The 15,121-nt window shown below is 63.9% G+C and carries 13 protein-coding genes; 4 read left to right on the forward strand and 9 right to left on the reverse strand.

Going from position 1 to position 15,121, the window contains the following annotated elements; all coding sequences use genetic code 11:
* Window positions 1-128 precede the first annotated feature (128 nt).
* The 8 genes from gap to FYJ44_RS07905 all read right to left on the reverse strand — a co-directional run bounded on the left by gap (window position 129) and on the right by FYJ44_RS07905 (window position 8,232).
* The gene (gene gap, locus FYJ44_RS07870; RefSeq protein ID WP_154510942.1) at window positions 129-1,145 is read right to left on the reverse strand and encodes a type I glyceraldehyde-3-phosphate dehydrogenase; all 1,017 of its coding nucleotides are present in this window, start codon (window positions 1,143-1,145) and stop codon (window positions 129-131) included.
* Window positions 1,146-1,319: 174 nt separating this feature from the next.
* The gene (locus tag FYJ44_RS07875) at window positions 1,320-1,874 is read right to left on the reverse strand and encodes a GAF domain-containing protein (RefSeq protein ID WP_154510944.1); all 555 of its coding nucleotides are present in this window, start codon (window positions 1,872-1,874) and stop codon (window positions 1,320-1,322) included.
* A gap of 412 nt (window positions 1,875-2,286) precedes the next feature.
* On the reverse strand, window positions 2,287-2,655 hold the full coding sequence (locus FYJ44_RS07880; protein WP_320860698.1) for a bactofilin family protein: 369 nt from the start codon (window positions 2,653-2,655) through the stop codon (window positions 2,287-2,289).
* 27 nt (window positions 2,656-2,682) lie between these two features.
* Complete coding sequence (gene rodA / locus FYJ44_RS07885) at window positions 2,683-3,789, reverse strand: rod shape-determining protein RodA (protein WP_154510948.1); 1,107 nt, start codon at window positions 3,787-3,789, stop codon at window positions 2,683-2,685.
* Window positions 3,790-3,798: 9 nt separating this feature from the next.
* Window positions 3,799-5,658: a penicillin-binding protein 2 gene (mrdA, locus tag FYJ44_RS07890; protein WP_407643778.1), complete on the reverse strand. Its 1,860-nt coding sequence runs from the start codon at window positions 5,656-5,658 to the stop codon at window positions 3,799-3,801.
* Between the two features lie 64 nt (window positions 5,659-5,722).
* Window positions 5,723-6,193, reverse strand: coding sequence for a hypothetical protein (locus FYJ44_RS07895; protein WP_154510950.1), 471 nt, complete (start codon window positions 6,191-6,193; stop codon window positions 5,723-5,725).
* Window positions 6,190-7,086, reverse strand: a complete 897-nt coding sequence (mreC, locus tag FYJ44_RS07900; RefSeq protein WP_288230861.1) for a rod shape-determining protein MreC — start codon at window positions 7,084-7,086, stop codon at window positions 6,190-6,192. Before mreC ends, FYJ44_RS07895 begins: the two co-directional genes overlap by 4 nt.
* Before the next feature lie 105 nt (window positions 7,087-7,191).
* Window positions 7,192-8,232 (reverse strand): rod shape-determining protein, encoded by a 1,041-nt coding sequence (locus FYJ44_RS07905; RefSeq protein WP_154510952.1) that lies wholly within the window; start codon window positions 8,230-8,232, stop codon window positions 7,192-7,194.
* 241 nt (window positions 8,233-8,473) lie between these two features.
* Between FYJ44_RS07905 and FYJ44_RS07910 the strand changes: the two genes are divergently transcribed.
* The 3 genes from FYJ44_RS07910 to FYJ44_RS07920 all read left to right on the forward strand — a co-directional run bounded on the left by FYJ44_RS07910 (window position 8,474) and on the right by FYJ44_RS07920 (window position 13,278).
* Entirely contained in the window at window positions 8,474-9,424 is a 951-nt protein-coding gene (locus tag FYJ44_RS07910; protein ID WP_154510954.1) for a tRNA modification radical SAM protein MnmL/YtqA, read from the forward strand.
* 517 nt (window positions 9,425-9,941) lie between these two features.
* Window positions 9,942-11,489 carry a carbon starvation CstA family protein gene (locus FYJ44_RS07915; RefSeq protein ID WP_154510956.1) on the forward strand — a complete coding sequence of 516 codons (1,548 nt, stop codon included), beginning with the start codon at window positions 9,942-9,944 and terminating at the stop codon, window positions 11,487-11,489.
* Between the two features lie 124 nt (window positions 11,490-11,613).
* Window positions 11,614-13,278, forward strand: a complete 1,665-nt coding sequence (locus tag FYJ44_RS07920; protein WP_154510958.1) for a translation initiation factor 2 — start codon at window positions 11,614-11,616, stop codon at window positions 13,276-13,278.
* Between the two features lie 18 nt (window positions 13,279-13,296).
* On the opposite strand, the gene FYJ44_RS07925 is transcribed toward FYJ44_RS07920, so the two are convergent.
* Entirely contained in the window at window positions 13,297-14,139 is an 843-nt protein-coding gene (locus tag FYJ44_RS07925; protein ID WP_154510960.1) for a sulfotransferase domain-containing protein, read from the reverse strand.
* Window positions 14,140-14,280: 141 nt separating this feature from the next.
* On the opposite strand from FYJ44_RS07925, the gene FYJ44_RS07930 reads away from it, so the two are divergent.
* Complete coding sequence (locus FYJ44_RS07930; RefSeq protein ID WP_154510961.1) at window positions 14,281-15,072, forward strand: type III pantothenate kinase; 792 nt, start codon at window positions 14,281-14,283, stop codon at window positions 15,070-15,072.
* The last annotated feature ends 49 nt before the right edge of the window (window positions 15,073-15,121 follow it).

Here is a 15,121-nt window from a genome sequence, read left to right on the forward strand (position 1 = left end):
TCGACCGCGTGCAGTCAATTTGGCATTCTTATGGCTGTTCACCCTGTCCTCGGCTCGGTTTACTGTTGTCTGTCAACTCCAGCTTTACCGGCTTGAGGCAGGGTGAACAACCTATTGGAACATTACATCTAGAGGCCCTTGTCCTGCATCAGGCAGACCAGATCGCAGACCCGGTTGGAATAGCCCCATTCATTGTCGTACCAGGCCACAGCCTTGACCATGCGGCCGTCCTGCACGGTGGTGTAGGAGGATTCCAGGATGGACGAGGCCGGATTACCCTTGAAGTCCATGGAAACCAGGGCCTTGTCGTTGTATTCCAGCACGCCCTTGAGATAGCCTTCGGCGGCTTCCTTGAGCTTGCCCAGCAGGGTTTCGGTATCGGTCTGTTTTTCCAGAATGCCGGAAAAGTCCACCACCGACACCGTGGGCGTGGGCACGCGCAGCGAATAGCCGCTGAATTTGCCCTTGAGCTCGGGAATGACCTTGGCCACAGCCTGGGCCGCGCCCGTGGAAGTGGGAATGATATTGCAGGCCGCGGCGCGGGCCCGGCGCAGATCCTTGTGGGCCATGTCCAGGATGCGCTGGTCGTTGGTATAGGAGTGGATGGTGACCATATTGCCGATCTGGATGCCGAACTCGCGCTGCAGCACCAGGGCCACCGGGGCCAGGCAGTTGGTGGTGCAGGAGGCGTTGGACACGATGTGGTGTTTGGCCGGATCGTACTGCTCCTGGTTCACGCCCATGACGATGGTGATGTCTTCTTCCTTGGCCGGGGCGGTGATGATGACCTTTTTGGCCCCGTTGTCCAGATGCACGCCCGCCTGCGGCGCGGTGCGGAAAATGCCCGTGCTCTCCACCACCACGTCCACGCCGTGAGCGGCCCAGGCCAGCTGCTTGGGATCGCGCTCGGCAAAGCAGTGGATGTTCCAGTCGCCCACGCTCACTTCCGAACCGTTGACCTTGGCGTCCAGGAAGGCCCGGCCGTAGACCGAGTCGTATTCGGCCAGATGGAAGTTGGTTTCCGCGTCGAAAAGATCGTTGATGGCCACCACTTCCACGCGGTCCTTGTAGCTCTTGTGCAGGGCGCGGAAAACCTGGCGGCCGATGCGGCCGAAGCCGTTGATGCCCACTTTGACTTTTTTCATATGCTGTATCCTCACGCTATAGAGGGAAAATTCGGGATTGCCCCGCCACATTTGAGAATTTTTTGTCACTGACAAGGCGAACGAGTTTTTTAGGCAGGGAGTGGACTCTTCTCGTCCATGACCGAATAAAAAACGACGTTCAACGCGGTCAGCGGCAAAAAAGGCCAAATGCGGCTAGTCTTCGTAGACCGAGTAGGCATGTTTCGCCATCAACTCGTAATTGTTGCGCAGGGCCTCGTGCAGGCGCGCGTTTTCAATGGCCAGAGCCGAAACGGCGGCCACGGCTTCCATAAAGGTCTGCTCGTCGGGGGTGAATTCGCGCTCCACGTCGGAATAGACGCGGATCAGGCCGATGGCCTTGCCGTCCGCCATTAACGGCGCGGAGAGCACGGAAACCAGCCCTTCGGCCTTGGCCGATTCGGGGTACTGAAAGCGGCCGTCGGCCGTGGCGTCCTTGAGATGGATGGTCTTGCCCGCCAGCACTTCACTGTCCATGCCGCTGCGTTTGACCTCCACCGGGCCTTTGCGCATGTAGGTGTTGGAAAGTCCGAAGGCCGCGCTGGGCAGCAGGAAGCGCCCGGTGCTGTCCAGCAGGCGGATGGTGCTGGCCTTGCAGCCCATGGTGACGGCGGTCTGCTCCGTTATTTTATGCAGAACGTCCTTGGGCTCGAGACTGGAATTAATCACCAGCGCCACGTCCCTGAGCGCGCGGAAATAATCTTGTGCCATGTTTGCCTCCTTGAGGAAAACTGTGAACCGCGCCGCTCCGCCGTCGGCGGAGCGGCGCGGACGTGGTTCATGGTTGCGGCGAAGGCCGGACCTCCAAAAAGTATGGTCTATTTTTTACGATCAGGCAATGCGGCGTGACGGGGCTTTTACGGGGCCGCGCGGCGGGGACGCCATGCCCACGGGCGCAGGTTTCCCGTCAGCGGGCGATTGGGGCGTCCTGGGAATCAGAGAGGACGACGAGACGGCCGCATGCCGGGCAAGTGAAGAATTGAGAGCAGTTCAATGTTGAAAGGCTCTCACGCCGCGGCGCTGTTGTCGACGCCCGCGCTTCGTTCCGCCCCGGCGTTCAGAGGGGCGCCCGCTTATTCCGGAGGCCGGATTTACACGCCTCTTGCGGAAGCAAGCCGAAATCTCAGGCGTCCGCGCCGCCCGACTGGTTCTTGGCCGGAAGCTTGCCGGGATTCTTCATAATCACCTGGCCCTCAATGACGCCGCCTTCCTCGGTAAGCAGATTGGGCGTCTGCAAGGTGCCCTCCAGTACGCCGGAGGCATAAACCACCACCCGGCGCTTGGCCGTGACCTCGCCGCTGAAGCGGCCCGAGAGCAGCAGTTCGCCCACGTTCAGCGTGCCTTCCACCTGGGCGTCCTTGCCCACGTTCAGCGTGCCGTCGCTGGTTATTTCGCCGGTGTATTTGCCTTCAATGCGCACCGTGCCCTTGAAGGTGAGTTTGCCTTCGTAGACGGTGTCCGAGCCGAGATATGCTATTTCATCCTTGCCCACGGGTACCCCCCATTTCGCCATTATTGCTTATCCTTTGAACATGAAGCGCCGCATGGAGACATTGAGCACAATGCCCAGCAGGGTGAAGTTGACCAGAGTGGCGCTGCCGCCGTAGCTGATGAAGGGCAGAGGAATGCCCACCACCGGCATCAGTCCGATGACCATGCCCATATTGATGAAAATTTGCCAGAAGAAATAGAAGAAGACCCCCACCACCAGCATGCTGCCGAAGCGGTCCTTGGCCTGTACCGCCGTGGAAAAGATGGAGAGCAGGAAGAGGCAGAACAGGGTGACCAGGGCCACGCAGCCCGCGAAACCCCATTCCTCGCCGAACACGGCCACGGCGAAGTCCGAATGGCGCTCCGGCAGAAAGCGGAGCTGGCTCTGGGTGCCTTCCCTGAAACCCTTGCCCCAGAGCTGACCCGAGCCGATGGCGATGCGGGATTGCAGAATGTGATAGCCCGTGCCGCGCGGATCGTTGCCGGGGTCCAGAAAGGTCAGGATGCGCTGGCGCTGGTAGTCGTGCATGCCCACGAACCACATGAAGGCCGCCGCGCAGGGCGCCGCCAGCAGGCAGGTTTTGAGCACATAGCCCTTGAGCCCGTGGAAAAGGATCATGCCGCCCAGAATCAGCAATATCATCAGGGTGGTGCCCAGGTCCGGCTGGGTAATGATCAGGGCCGAGGGAATCAGGCCCACGGCCAGCACGGCCATGAAATCCTTCCAGCCCAGCGGGCGGCCGTCACGGGCCAGCAGGCGCGCGGCCAGCACCAGCACCGCCAGCTTGGCCAGTTCCGAGGGCTGGATGCTCATAAAGCCCAGAGAGAGCCAGCGTTTGGCCCCGTAAACGGTTTTGCCCGCCACGGGCACCAGAAGCAGCAGCACCAGAGTGATCAGAAAAAAGGGCCAGGCCAGATTGCGCAACTGGCGGTAGTCGAAGCTCATGGCCAGCAGCATGCAGGCCAGACCGCACACGCCCCAGATCAGCTGCCGCTGGTAAAAGCCGGAGAAAGCCAGACCGTCCCCCAGCCGCGTGCCGCTGGCGGAGTACAGATTGCCCACGCCCAGAAAATAGAGCAGCAGCATGCAGGCCAGCAGGCCCCAGTTGATGTAGCTGAAAAGGCGTTTATCCATAGGCTTCCGCTAGTCCGCGCGTCCCTGGCCCGCCTGCCGCTGACCGGTGCGGGGTTCCGCCGCCGGGGACGGCGCGGGCGCGCCCGTATCCGGGCCGAAGAGATAGTCGTAAATCTTTTTGGCCACCGGCCCGGCCACGCTGGAACCGCCGCCGCCGTGCTCCACCATGACCACCACCACGTAAGTTTTGCCGTTTTTGGATCCCCAGGTGGCGACCCAGGCGTGGTCGCGCTGGGCGTATTCCATTTCCGAGGAGCGCAGGCGGCGGTCGCCGGCGGCCATCTTCAGCTTGACCACCTGGGCCGTGCCGGTCTTGCCGCCCATGTCGGCGTCCTTGCGGCCCACCACCCGCGCCGTGCCGACGCCGGCGGTCTTGCGCATGGCGTCCACCACGAACTTGAAGGTTTCAGGCCTGGCCGGAATATGGCTTTGCACCACGCGCGGGGCGTCGTCGAGCAGTTGCGGCTTGAGCAGATCGCCACCGTTGAGCATGGCCGCCACATAGACCGCCACCTGCACCGGCGTCACCAGGGTGTAGCCCTGGCCGATGGAGACGTTATAGGTTTCGCCGCGCACCCAGGGCCTGCCGAAGCGGCGTTTTTTCCATTCGCGCGAGGGCACCAGGCCGGATTTTTCATGCGGCAGGTCAATGCCCGTGGGCTTCCCGAAGCCGGAAGCTTTGGCAAATTCTTCAAGCTTGTCAATGCCCAGACGCTCGGCCATGAGGTAGAAATAGACGTCGCAGGAATTGATCAGCGCGCTTTCCATGTTCATGGCCCCGTGACCACCGCGCTTCCAGCAGCGGAAAATCTGGTTGCCCAGCTTGACCTGACCGGGACAGAACACGGTTTCGCGCGGATTGATGCCGCGCTCCAGAAAGAGGGCGGCCATGACCAGCTTCCAGACCGAACCCGGCGGGTAGACGCTCTGGATCACCCGGTTCTGGAGGGGAAAGCGGTTGCTGGTGCGCAGGGCGTCCCAGTCCCGCTGGGAAATGCCCGCTGCGAAAAGGTTATTGTCGTAGGCCGGGGAGGTGACCAGGGCGCGCAGTTTGCCCGAATCCGGCTCCATGACCACCACACAGCCCGCTTCGCCGTCCAGAGCGTCCCAGGCCGCCTGCTGCAGGCCCCGGTCCAGGGAGAGGCGCATTTCATGGCCGCCGCGCGGCTCTTCCCGCAGGGTTTTGCCCAGCACCCGGGCGTGGGCGTCCACCTCCACATCGTAGAGGCCCTTGCGGCCGCGCAACTGTTTTTCCAGCTCCAGTTCCAGGCCCTGCTTGCCCACCAGATCGCCCATGGCCAGGGCCGGATCGTTGGCCATTTCCTGCTCATTGGCCTCGGCCACGTAGCCCAGCACGTGGGCGAAAAGTTCTTTTTCCGGATAGCTGCGCTTGGTGCGGACCACGATTTCCAGACCCGGCCAGGCGTAGATTTCCGATTCGATGCGCGCCACCAGGTCAAAGTCGATGTCCGTGATCAGCAGCAGGGGCTCAAAGGATTTCACCTTGAAGCGGTCCTGCTGGTACTTCTCCCAGATCTGGGGCAGGGGAATGCCGGACCAGGCGCTGATCTGGGCCAGAGTGGCCGGGATGTCGTGGCAGTCCTCGCGCACCAGGGAAAGGCCGTAAGCCGTGCGGTTGTCGGCCAGCACCTTGCCGCTGTCGTCCAGGATGCGGCCGCGCGGGGCGAAGATGCGCTCCAGGCGCAGGCGGTTTTCCTGGGCCTGGCGGGCGAATTCCTCGCCCCGGTGGACCTGAAGATACCAGAAGCGGACCACAAGGACGAAGAAAAGCAGGCCCACCAGCACCTGCAGGAGTATGGCGCCTCCGCGCGGGGGCTGATAGCCCTCGCTGTCCATCTGGATTTTCAGCCAGGAGCGGATGCCCTCTTTTTTGCGGGGCGGCGCGTCCGGCGCTTCGGGCGCGGAGAGGAGCTTATTTCTCTTCATCATCCGTGGTCCAGTGCCGCGTGGCGATCAGCAGACGCCAGGCGAACGGCAGGAAGAGCGCCTGGATCAGGCTTTTGTCCAGCGTGTCCTGCACGTTGAAAGGAAGATCCTGCAGCGGGGCCATGAGCCAGGCGACGCCATAGTAGGCCGCGCCCAGGCAGGAGGAAAGCAGAAAGATGAAAATGAAGTTTTCCACTTCAAACAGCCAGCGACCCAGCTTGAACAACGCGATGACCGCCGCGTACCAGACGATGACCCCGCCGAAAACCCGGGTGCCCATGCCCTCCTGCAGCAGCACGAAGAGCGGCAGCAGCCAGAGCATGTTTTTGTAGTCCCGCTCCTGCAGCAGAATGATAATGCCCACGGCCAGCACGTCCAGACCCGGCGCCAGGGCTTGCAGGCAGATGGCTGCGGCTATGAAAAAAAACCACCAGCAGATGTTGCGGAATTTGCTCATGGCGTCACGGCGGCGGGCGGCGAGGGCGGCCCCACGAAGACGGGCGGCGGCCCCTCGGGCTCGCCCGCCGGCTGCGCGATGCCCGTGGGTTCCAGCAGCAGCACTTCTTCAAGATGTTGGAGGTCCACCAGGGGTTCGGCGTAGATCGCCATGAACTGGGTATAGTCCGAGGGGGCCACGCTGAGCACGCGGGCCACGGGGATGCCCTTGGGATATTTGCCGTCCAGGCCGGAAGTGATCAGCACTTCGTCCTGCTTCACGTTGGCGTCGCGCTGGACAAAGTTCACTTCCAGCTTGCGGCCCGTGCCCCGGCCAACCAGAATGCCCAGAGCTCGGCTGTTCTGCGAGAAAACCGCGATGCGGCTGCCGGGGTCCGTGAGCAGGAGGGCTGTGGCGGTATGGGCGCTGGCCCGCAGCACCCGGCCCACCAGGCCCAGATGGGTGACCAGCGGCGTGCCGGGCCGCCCGCCGGTGGCGTAGCCCCGGCTGATGGTGATGCTGTCTAGTACGGCGTTGGGGCCCATGCGCCCGGCCAGCACGCGCGCGCCCAGGGGCCGCCAGCTTTCGTCCACCGGCAGCTGGATCAGGGCGCGCAGGCGCTTGAGCTCGGCCAGATCCTCGCCGTTGGCCAGCAGGCGGGATTCCAGATCAGCCAGCCTGGCCTTGAGACGTTCGTTTTCTTCGCGCACGGCCACCAGATCGAAATAGCGTTCCCAGAAGCCCGAGGCCACGTCCTCAACGGCGCGCATGGGTTTGAGCACCGCGCCACTCAGCTCCAGGCCGATGTTGGCGGCGAGATCGTCCAGAGTGCGGGTGCGCTGATTCCAGGAATACATGCCCAGAAAAAGGATGAGCAAAACGCCCGCGAAAATCAGAATACGCCGCAGTGTCACCGGATTGTGCCCGCCTCAGGCTGGGTTCCATACGCGAACGACGCCATGCCGGAAGATGCTTCCGGCACGACGCCGCCCACGGAAAAAAATACGGAAGTCACGCAGCTAGTCGATGCAGACTTCTTTGAGAATATGCAGATTGTCCAGAGCCTTGCCCGTGCCGACCACCACTGTGGAGAGCGGATCGTCCACCACGGTGATGGGCAGGGAGGTTTCCTCGCGCAGCAGCTGGTCCAGGCCCTTGAGCAGCGCGCCGCCGCCCGTGAGCACAATGCCGCGGTCCACGATGTCGGCGGCCAGTTCCGGCGGCGTCTGTTCCAGAGCGATGCGCACGGCCTGCACGATGCTGTCCACCTGCTCGGAAATGGCCTTGCGCACTTCCTCGGAGGTGATGATGATGTTCTGCGGAATGCCCGTGACCAGATCCCGGCCCTTGACCTCGATCTGCTGTTCCGGATCCAGGGGATAGGCCGAGGCGATCTTGATCTTGATTTCTTCCGCCGAGGATTCGCCGATGAGCATGTTATACTTGCGCTTGACGTGGGTCATGATGGCTTCGTCCATCTTGTCTCCGCCCACGCGCACCGAGCGCGAATAGACGACGCCGGAAAGGGAGATCACCGCCACTTCCGTGGTGCCGCCGCCGATGTCCACCACCATGTTGGAAGTGGGTTCCTGAATGGGCAGATCCGCGCCGATGGCCGCGGCCATGGGTTCCTCAATGAGGTAGACTTCGCGCGCTCCGGCGGACTGGGCTGATTCCTTGACGGCCCGCTTTTCCACCTGGGTGATGCCCGTGGGCACGCAGATGATGATCCGGGGCCGCACCAGACGGCGGGAGTTGTGCACCTTGGCGATGAAGTGGCGCAGCATGGCCTCGGTCACTTCAAAGTCGGCGATGACGCCGTCCTTCATGGGGCGGATGGCCCAGATATTGCCGGGCGTCCTGCCCAGCATGCGCTTGGCGTCATGGCCCACGGCCAGCACCACGTTGTTGCCGCGCGAATCCTTTTTGACCGCCACTACCGAAGGCTCGCGCAGCACAATGCCCTGACCCTTGACATAGACGCAGGTATTGGCCGTGCCCAGGTCGATGGCCAGATCGTTGGAAAACAACCCCAGTGCGAAATCCAGAATTTTGGACATTACTCTTGCTTGCCTCGCTGTACTGGTATGCGTATGGTCCCGGCAACGCGGGAACGGCATTCCGGGACCGTCACGGCGGCAACGGTCCGGAAATAATTTTGTCATCAGAGCTGAAAACTGTTCGGCTAAAATGGGCCTGAAGTCAAGACGATGAGCGCCGGGTTCAAAATCTTTGTCCCGGCGGGCGGGCTCCCGCGATCCTCCCGGAACCCCCTGCAGACCGCCGACAAGGCGAAATATCATGGCGCGTTGGCATACCCTGGCCGCGTATTTTCGCCGTAACTACGGCACACGGGTGCAAAAAATTCCACTTGACGCCGGTTCGGCCTGCCCCAACCGCGACGGCCTGCTTTCCACGCAGGGCTGCGTCTTCTGCAACGCGCTGGGCTCGGGTTCGGGACTGGGCGCGCGCGGCCTGTCCCTGGCGGAGCAGTGGCGGGCCTGGCGGCGCAGGTACGACGCCGCGGACCCCGACTGCCGTTTTCTGGCCTATCTGCAATCCTTTTCCAATACCTACGGTTCCCTGGAACGTCTGCAGGCCCTGTTGCGCGAAGCGGCGGCTCTGCCGGGCTGCCGAGGCCTGGCAGTGGGCACCCGGCCCGACTGCCTGAGCCCGGAAAAACTGGATGCCCTGGCTCTGGCGGGGCGCGGAACCGGTCTGGCGGAAATCTGGCTGGAACTGGGTCTGCAAAGCGCGCATGACGCCACCCTGGCCCGGATCAACCGGGGCCACACGGCGGCCTGTTCGGAAAAGGCCGTGACCGAGGCCGCCGGCCGGGGCCTGCTGGTTTGCGGGCACCTGATGGCCGGCCTGCCCGGCGAAGGCGAGGCAGACTTTCTGGCCAGCGTGGACTGGGCCGCGAGCCTGCCTCTGCACGGCCTCAAGCTGCATAACGTCTATGTGCCCAAAGGCACGGAACTGGCCCGGCAGTACCGGGCCGGAAACTACCTGCCCCTGGAGCGCGACGAATACGTGGATCTGCTCTGCGCGGCTCTGCCGCGCATTCCCTCCCGCCTGGTCATGCACCGCCTGCAGAGCGATCCCGCGCCCGGCGAACTGGTGGCCCCGGCCTGGGCCGCGCGCAAGCGCCCGCTGCTGGGCTACCTGCTGCGCGCCCTGGACGCGCGCGATCTCTGGCAGGGCTGCCGGGCGGATGCGCCGGAGGAACGGCCCGGCTGGTACGACGGGTAGGATAATGCTTCGCCCTTCGGGCACATAGATTTGCGGCGTCCTGCCGTTTGGGCCGCCTGCGCGGCGGGCGGCAAAGGGGGCCTGTTAGGGGACTGCGCCCCCTCCGAAGCCCCCTTTGCATTCCCCCCGGACCACCCCCGCGTAAGCAGTAACGCATGGGCGCGGCGGGCGACGGAGCTTGCCCGCGTGCGGGCAAGCTCCGTAAGAGCCGCTCGTCCATTTCCGAAAGAAGGCAAAGACTTGGGCTGAAGACCAGTCGTCAACGGCAATTGTGCGGCGCGGAGGGAGGCGGCAGCCGTTACGCGCTTGTCGTATTACGGATGTCGGCGGCGATGTGTTCCAAACGCCAGCGTGGCGAAAAAATAGTGCCCAAAGGGCAAGAAAAACGTCATCCGGGCGACCATCCTCATCCCCAGCTCTGCTCCCTCTGCGCGCCTTGACCTTTCTTCCCGCCGGCACTATGCAACTGGGCAGCAAATCATAGTTTTTTTGCAACATACTTCGCGGGGCTGCCGGGATGGGGATGGTCTGCTTTCTTGCGGCGCTGGGCCTGCTGGTGCTGGGTTACGCCGTGTACGGCGTGTTTGTGGAAAAGGTCTTCGGCATCGACCGCGCGCGGCCGACCCCGGTGCAGAGCAGGGCCGACGGCGTGGATTGCGTGGCCTTGCCCGCCTACAAGATATTTTTCATCCAGTTGCTGAATATCGCGGGCCTGGGACCAGTGTTCGGGCCCATCCTCGGCGCGGTCTACGGCCCGGCGGCTTTGCTCTGGGTGGTGTTCGGCAGCATTTTCGCGGGCGCGGTGCATGACTTTCTCACCGGGGCCATGAGCCTGCGCTACGGCGCGGCCTCCTACCCGGAGGTCATCGGGCGCAATCTGGGCAAGTACGCGCGCTGGTTCATGCTGGTCTTCACCATCTGGTTCATGATTCTGGTGGGCGCGGTTTTCGTCAACGGCCCGGCCGGGCTGCTGGCTTTCAAGACCGGCGAACTGCTGCATTCCTGGGAGGGCGGCGCGGCCCTGCTGGACTGGCTCAAAACCTGTCCGCTGGCAGCTGTCTGCGCGGGACCGGACGGCACGGCGTCCGCGGGCAAGGTGCTGGCCCTGTTCTTTTCCATCCTGATTTTCATCTACTATTTCATCGCCACCATCCTGCCCATCGACAAGATCATCGGCAGGGTTTATCCCTTTTTCGCCATCCTGCTGCTGTTCATGGCCTTCAGCCTGCTGGCGGCCCTGCTGGTCAACCCCGGCTACAGCATTCTGCCCCATCTGCGCCCGGCCGACTTCTTCACCAATATGCATCCCAAGGGCGCGCCCCTCTGGCCGCTGCTTTTCGTGACCATTGCCTGTGGAGCCATTTCGGGCTTCCACGCCACCCAGTCGCCCATGATGGCCCGCTGCATGCGCTCGGAAGGGCAGGCCCGGCTCATGTTTTACGGCGTGATGATCGCCGAGGGCGTGCTGGGGCTGATCTGGGTGACCATCGGCCTTTCCTTCTACGGCGGCGACCCGGCGGCCCTGCTGGCGGCTGGAGCCCCGGCCGTGGTGGTTTCCAAGGCTTCCGAAGGCCTGCTGGGAGGGCTTGTGGGCGGCACCCTGGTGTTTCTGGGCGTGGTCATCCTGCCCATTTCCACCGGCGATACGGCCTTCCGCACCGGGCGGCTGATCCTGGCCGACGTGCTGCGTTGCGGACAGGGTTCGCTGGGACGGCGCATCCTGCTGGCCGTGCCTCTGTTTCTGCTGGGCATCTATTTCGCGGCGGGCGACTTCACGGCCATCTGGATGGCTTTCGGCTGGACGAATCAGACGCTGGCCTGCGTGGCCCTCTGGGCCGCGGCGGTCTGGCTGCGGCGGCGCAAACGCCTGCACTGGGTGGCCACCGCGCCCGCGTTGTTCATGACCGCCGTTTGCGGCACGTATCTCTTTTATTTTGACAAATTCCCCTTCCGCTGGTCCATGACGGTTTCGCTCTGGACGGGGCTGGCCGTGTCCGGCTTCTGTTTCGCGCTCTTCTGGCTCAGGGGCGGCAAGATGCCGAAGGGCGACGAGGCGGATTTCTGAGACTCCCGCGCGGGGCGGGGAATTCATGCGCGCCCTGCCGCCTCGTGGCGCTTGTCTTTACTTTTGCGCTACGCTGCAATAACATTAAAAATTATCCTTCCACCTCAAATTCCGGTGCTGTTCTATGCCCCACGCGTTTGCCTCCGCGTCCGCGCAATCCGGTCCGGCGCGCCGCCGTTGGCTCTGGGATGCGTTGTGCCTGATCCTGGCGGCCTTGTATGCCTGGGCCGCCCTGCAGGGCGTGCTGACCATTTCCGCCGGAGGCGCCCATCTGGACAGCGATCTTGCCACCTATGCCCAGGGCATGGCCGGGGCGGCCCATCCGGAATTGTTCGCCGCCGATCCCGTGTTGCGTGAAGTCACGCCGGCCAACAGCATCTGGAATCTGGAACGCTTCGCAGGGCGCCTGCTGACTCCGGGCGACGATTATGTGCGGGGCCTGTTCCGGGCCGGAGCCCTGGCTATTTTTGTTTTTTACGCGGGCTGGTATCTCGTGGGCCGCCGGTTGTTCGGCAGCCCGGCCCTGTCCGCTCTGCTGACGCTGCTGATGGGCGTCACCGTCTGGGTGGGCTGGGGCACCTTCTGGGGCGTCGCGCAATCGGATCCGGTGCCGCGCGTCTTTTTCGCCGCGCTCTGGCCCTTTCTGCTGCTGGCGGCCCTGGCCGCGTGGGAGCGCCCGTCCCTGAGGCCGTTGGCCATGCTGGCCGCGGGCCTGTGCATGTGGGTGCACGGCATCAGCGCCCTGAACACAGGGGCCATGTTCTTTCTGGCTTTTGCCCTGCATCGCCCTCAAGGGCAACGCCTGTATGCGCACCTGGGCAATTGCGCCTTGTGCCTGGCAGCCTATTTCATGCCGGTGCTGGCTTTTCTCTGGCCCTCTCTGACCCAGGCCCATGCTTTCAGCGCGGCGGATATGGCCGTTTTTCAGGAGTTGTTCAGCCTGCGCTGGCAAACGGACTACGGCCGTCTGGGTGAACGACTGCTCCAGTTGGTCAGCTATTCCAATCCGATGCTGCCGTTGCTCTGCGGCGGCCTTGCGGGCTGGCTGATCGTGCGGCGGCGCGGCGGCGACCGGGCGCGACGTCTGGCCGCCATGTATCCCGCCTTTTTGTTGGCGCTTGCTCTGGTCGTGCTCTTTTCCTGGGCTGAATCGCGCTTTGCGCCGGAGATCGGACGCCTGCCCCTGGGGCACGAGCTTGTGCGCGGCCTGCGTTTTCTGGTGCCGCTTTCCTGGCTGATGATCGTGGCCGCGCTGGACTGTTTCTGGCCCGGCCTGCCGCGTGCCGGGCGCGTGGCGCTGATTGGCGGCGCTGTCTTGGCGGTGCTGCTGCTGAGCCATGACCGCCAGCACATGGCCGCGCAGTACGCGCTGTCGCGCCTGACCGGCCTGCCCCTGCCGCTGCGGGATGAAGCGGAGGACGCCCTGCGCGCCGCCGTGGCCCGTCGCGAGGCCCTGAACGCTCTGGCCCGGCTCGTGCCGCCCGGCGAAGCGGTGTTCAGCAGCAGCGACGCCGACGCCATGGCCGCGCGCTATCTGGCTTTGCGCCCTGTGGCGCATGCCTTCAAGGACGGCTATGTCTTTTTCTACAACAAGGATGTCCAGGGGTCCCGCGACTGGCTGCATTACAATGCTCTGATGGGTCATGGGCCCACTGGGTATATTGACGCCTGGCTGGCTTCGGGCGCGCCCTGGTTGTTGAGCTGCCGCCCGCAGGACAGACCGCTGGTGGAGCCGTACGGAGACGTGCTCTGGGAGAGCGGGAACCGGCTCATCGCGCGGCGGCGCTGAGCCCGCCGCAGGCCCGGCTCAGGCTTTGGGCTTGAGAATGGGTCCCGCGGCGGCTTCGCCCGCCAGCCTGTCGTCTAGGGCGGCGCAGATTTTCTGATATTTCTCGTTCAAAAAGCGGAATTCACGCAGCCGGGCCGCGAAGGCCGGACCCGCCGCCTCCACGCGCCGCTCGAACAGGCCGCGCGCGAAAGCGTAGAGTTCCAGGTCCGCGCTGTTCAGGCTCGCGGCCAGGGCGCGGTCTTCGGCGCTGACGCCGGACGTGGCTCCCGGCCGCAGCATGTTCCGGCGTTCATAGCAGAGCTTTTGCAGGCCGATTTCTCCGGCCAGCAGCAGAAGGCTTTCGTCGAAGCGCTCCTGGATGCCCACAACGCAGAAACACTCCTCCAGATGTTTTTTGGCCAGGGCCAGGACTTCGCCCATGTCCCTGTCCTGCGCGAACACGCCCGCCAGACAGTGGCTGACGAAGTTTTTTCCCCGGAATTTCAGCAGGGGGACGTCGCTGGTAAGATACTCCCGGAAGCTGATGCCGTTTTCATTGAGATAGGCGTATAGATGGTTTTCAGGCCAGGACTTCTGAAAGACGTATTCCGAGACAAGGCGGTCCAGGGGCTCGCGCAGCAGGGTGAACATGCGCAGGGGGCGGCCGTAAAGGCTGGGCGGCTCGAAACTTTCAGGCTGCAAATGGCCTTCGATGAGCCGGATATGCTCCAGTTCCGCCGCGTCCAGCATGCGGCAGCGCTGGTAATCCTCCCTGGTGTAGACGCTCAGGACGGCTTCGGGCGGAAAGTTGTCGTGCAGAATGGCGTTCAGCGTGGTGCCGGCCGTGCGTGGCAGATGCAGAAAAAAGAGCGTTTCATCCATGGCGTGTTCTCCGGGGCCGCTTTTTATACGCCGTTCCGGGGCCGCTCCGCAAGTGGGAGGCCCCGGACTTGCCTCCGCCGCATGAATCCGGCATACTTCCTCCTCTAAACTCCGGTTTTTCACGCCGACGCGGGGGTGCCCATGCAGCCGGAACTTCTGCTCTTCGATATAGGCAATACATCCATCAAGGTAGGGCTGGCCAACGAGCGGCGCGTGCTGACCTCCTACACCCTGCCGGCCAATGTCGGACATACCCCGGACAGTCTGGGCCTCACCCTGCTTTCCCTGTTGCGGCACGCCGGCACGGAAGCGGCGGACCTCAAGGCCTGCGTGGCATCCTCGGTGGTGCCGGGTTTTGACCCGCTGCTGCGCGAGGCTGTGGCCCGTTATCTGGACCGCCCCCTGCACTGCGCGCCCGACGATCTGCCCATCCCGCTGGAAAACCGTTATGAACGGCCATCCGAAGTGGGCGCCGACCGTCTGGTGGGGGCCTTCGCCGCCCGCCGCCTCTGTCCGGACGCGGCCTCCCTGCTGGTGGTGGATTTCGGGACCGCCGTGACTTTCGACTGTGTGAGCGGCCAGGCCTATCTGGGCGGCCTGATTTTTCCCGGACCGGCCACGGCCCTGGCCGCGCTGTCGCGCGAGGCAGCCAAACTGCCCAGAGTCAATCTGGACATCCGCGCGCAGGAGCCCGCGCCGGGGAGGGACACCACCACCAGCATCCAGCACGGTCTGGTATTCGGTTTTGTCTGTATGGTGGAAGGCCTGAGCCAGCGGCTCAAGAGGCAGATGCCCGGTCCGGCCAAGGTTTTGGCCACGGGCGGCTTCGCCGCCTCCATCGCCAGGGTGAGCCCGGTCTTTGACCAGGTTCTGCCCGCGCTGCTGCTGGAGGGCCTGCGGCGTCTGTATTATGAGGAGCGGGACAATCTCTGAGGCCGCCGCGCGTTTCCCGCGCGCGTCCGGTTTGACATGAACATACACC

Source organism: Desulfovibrio porci, from assembly GCF_009696265.1.
GTDB lineage: Bacteria > Desulfobacterota > Desulfovibrionia > Desulfovibrionales > Desulfovibrionaceae > Desulfovibrio > Desulfovibrio porci.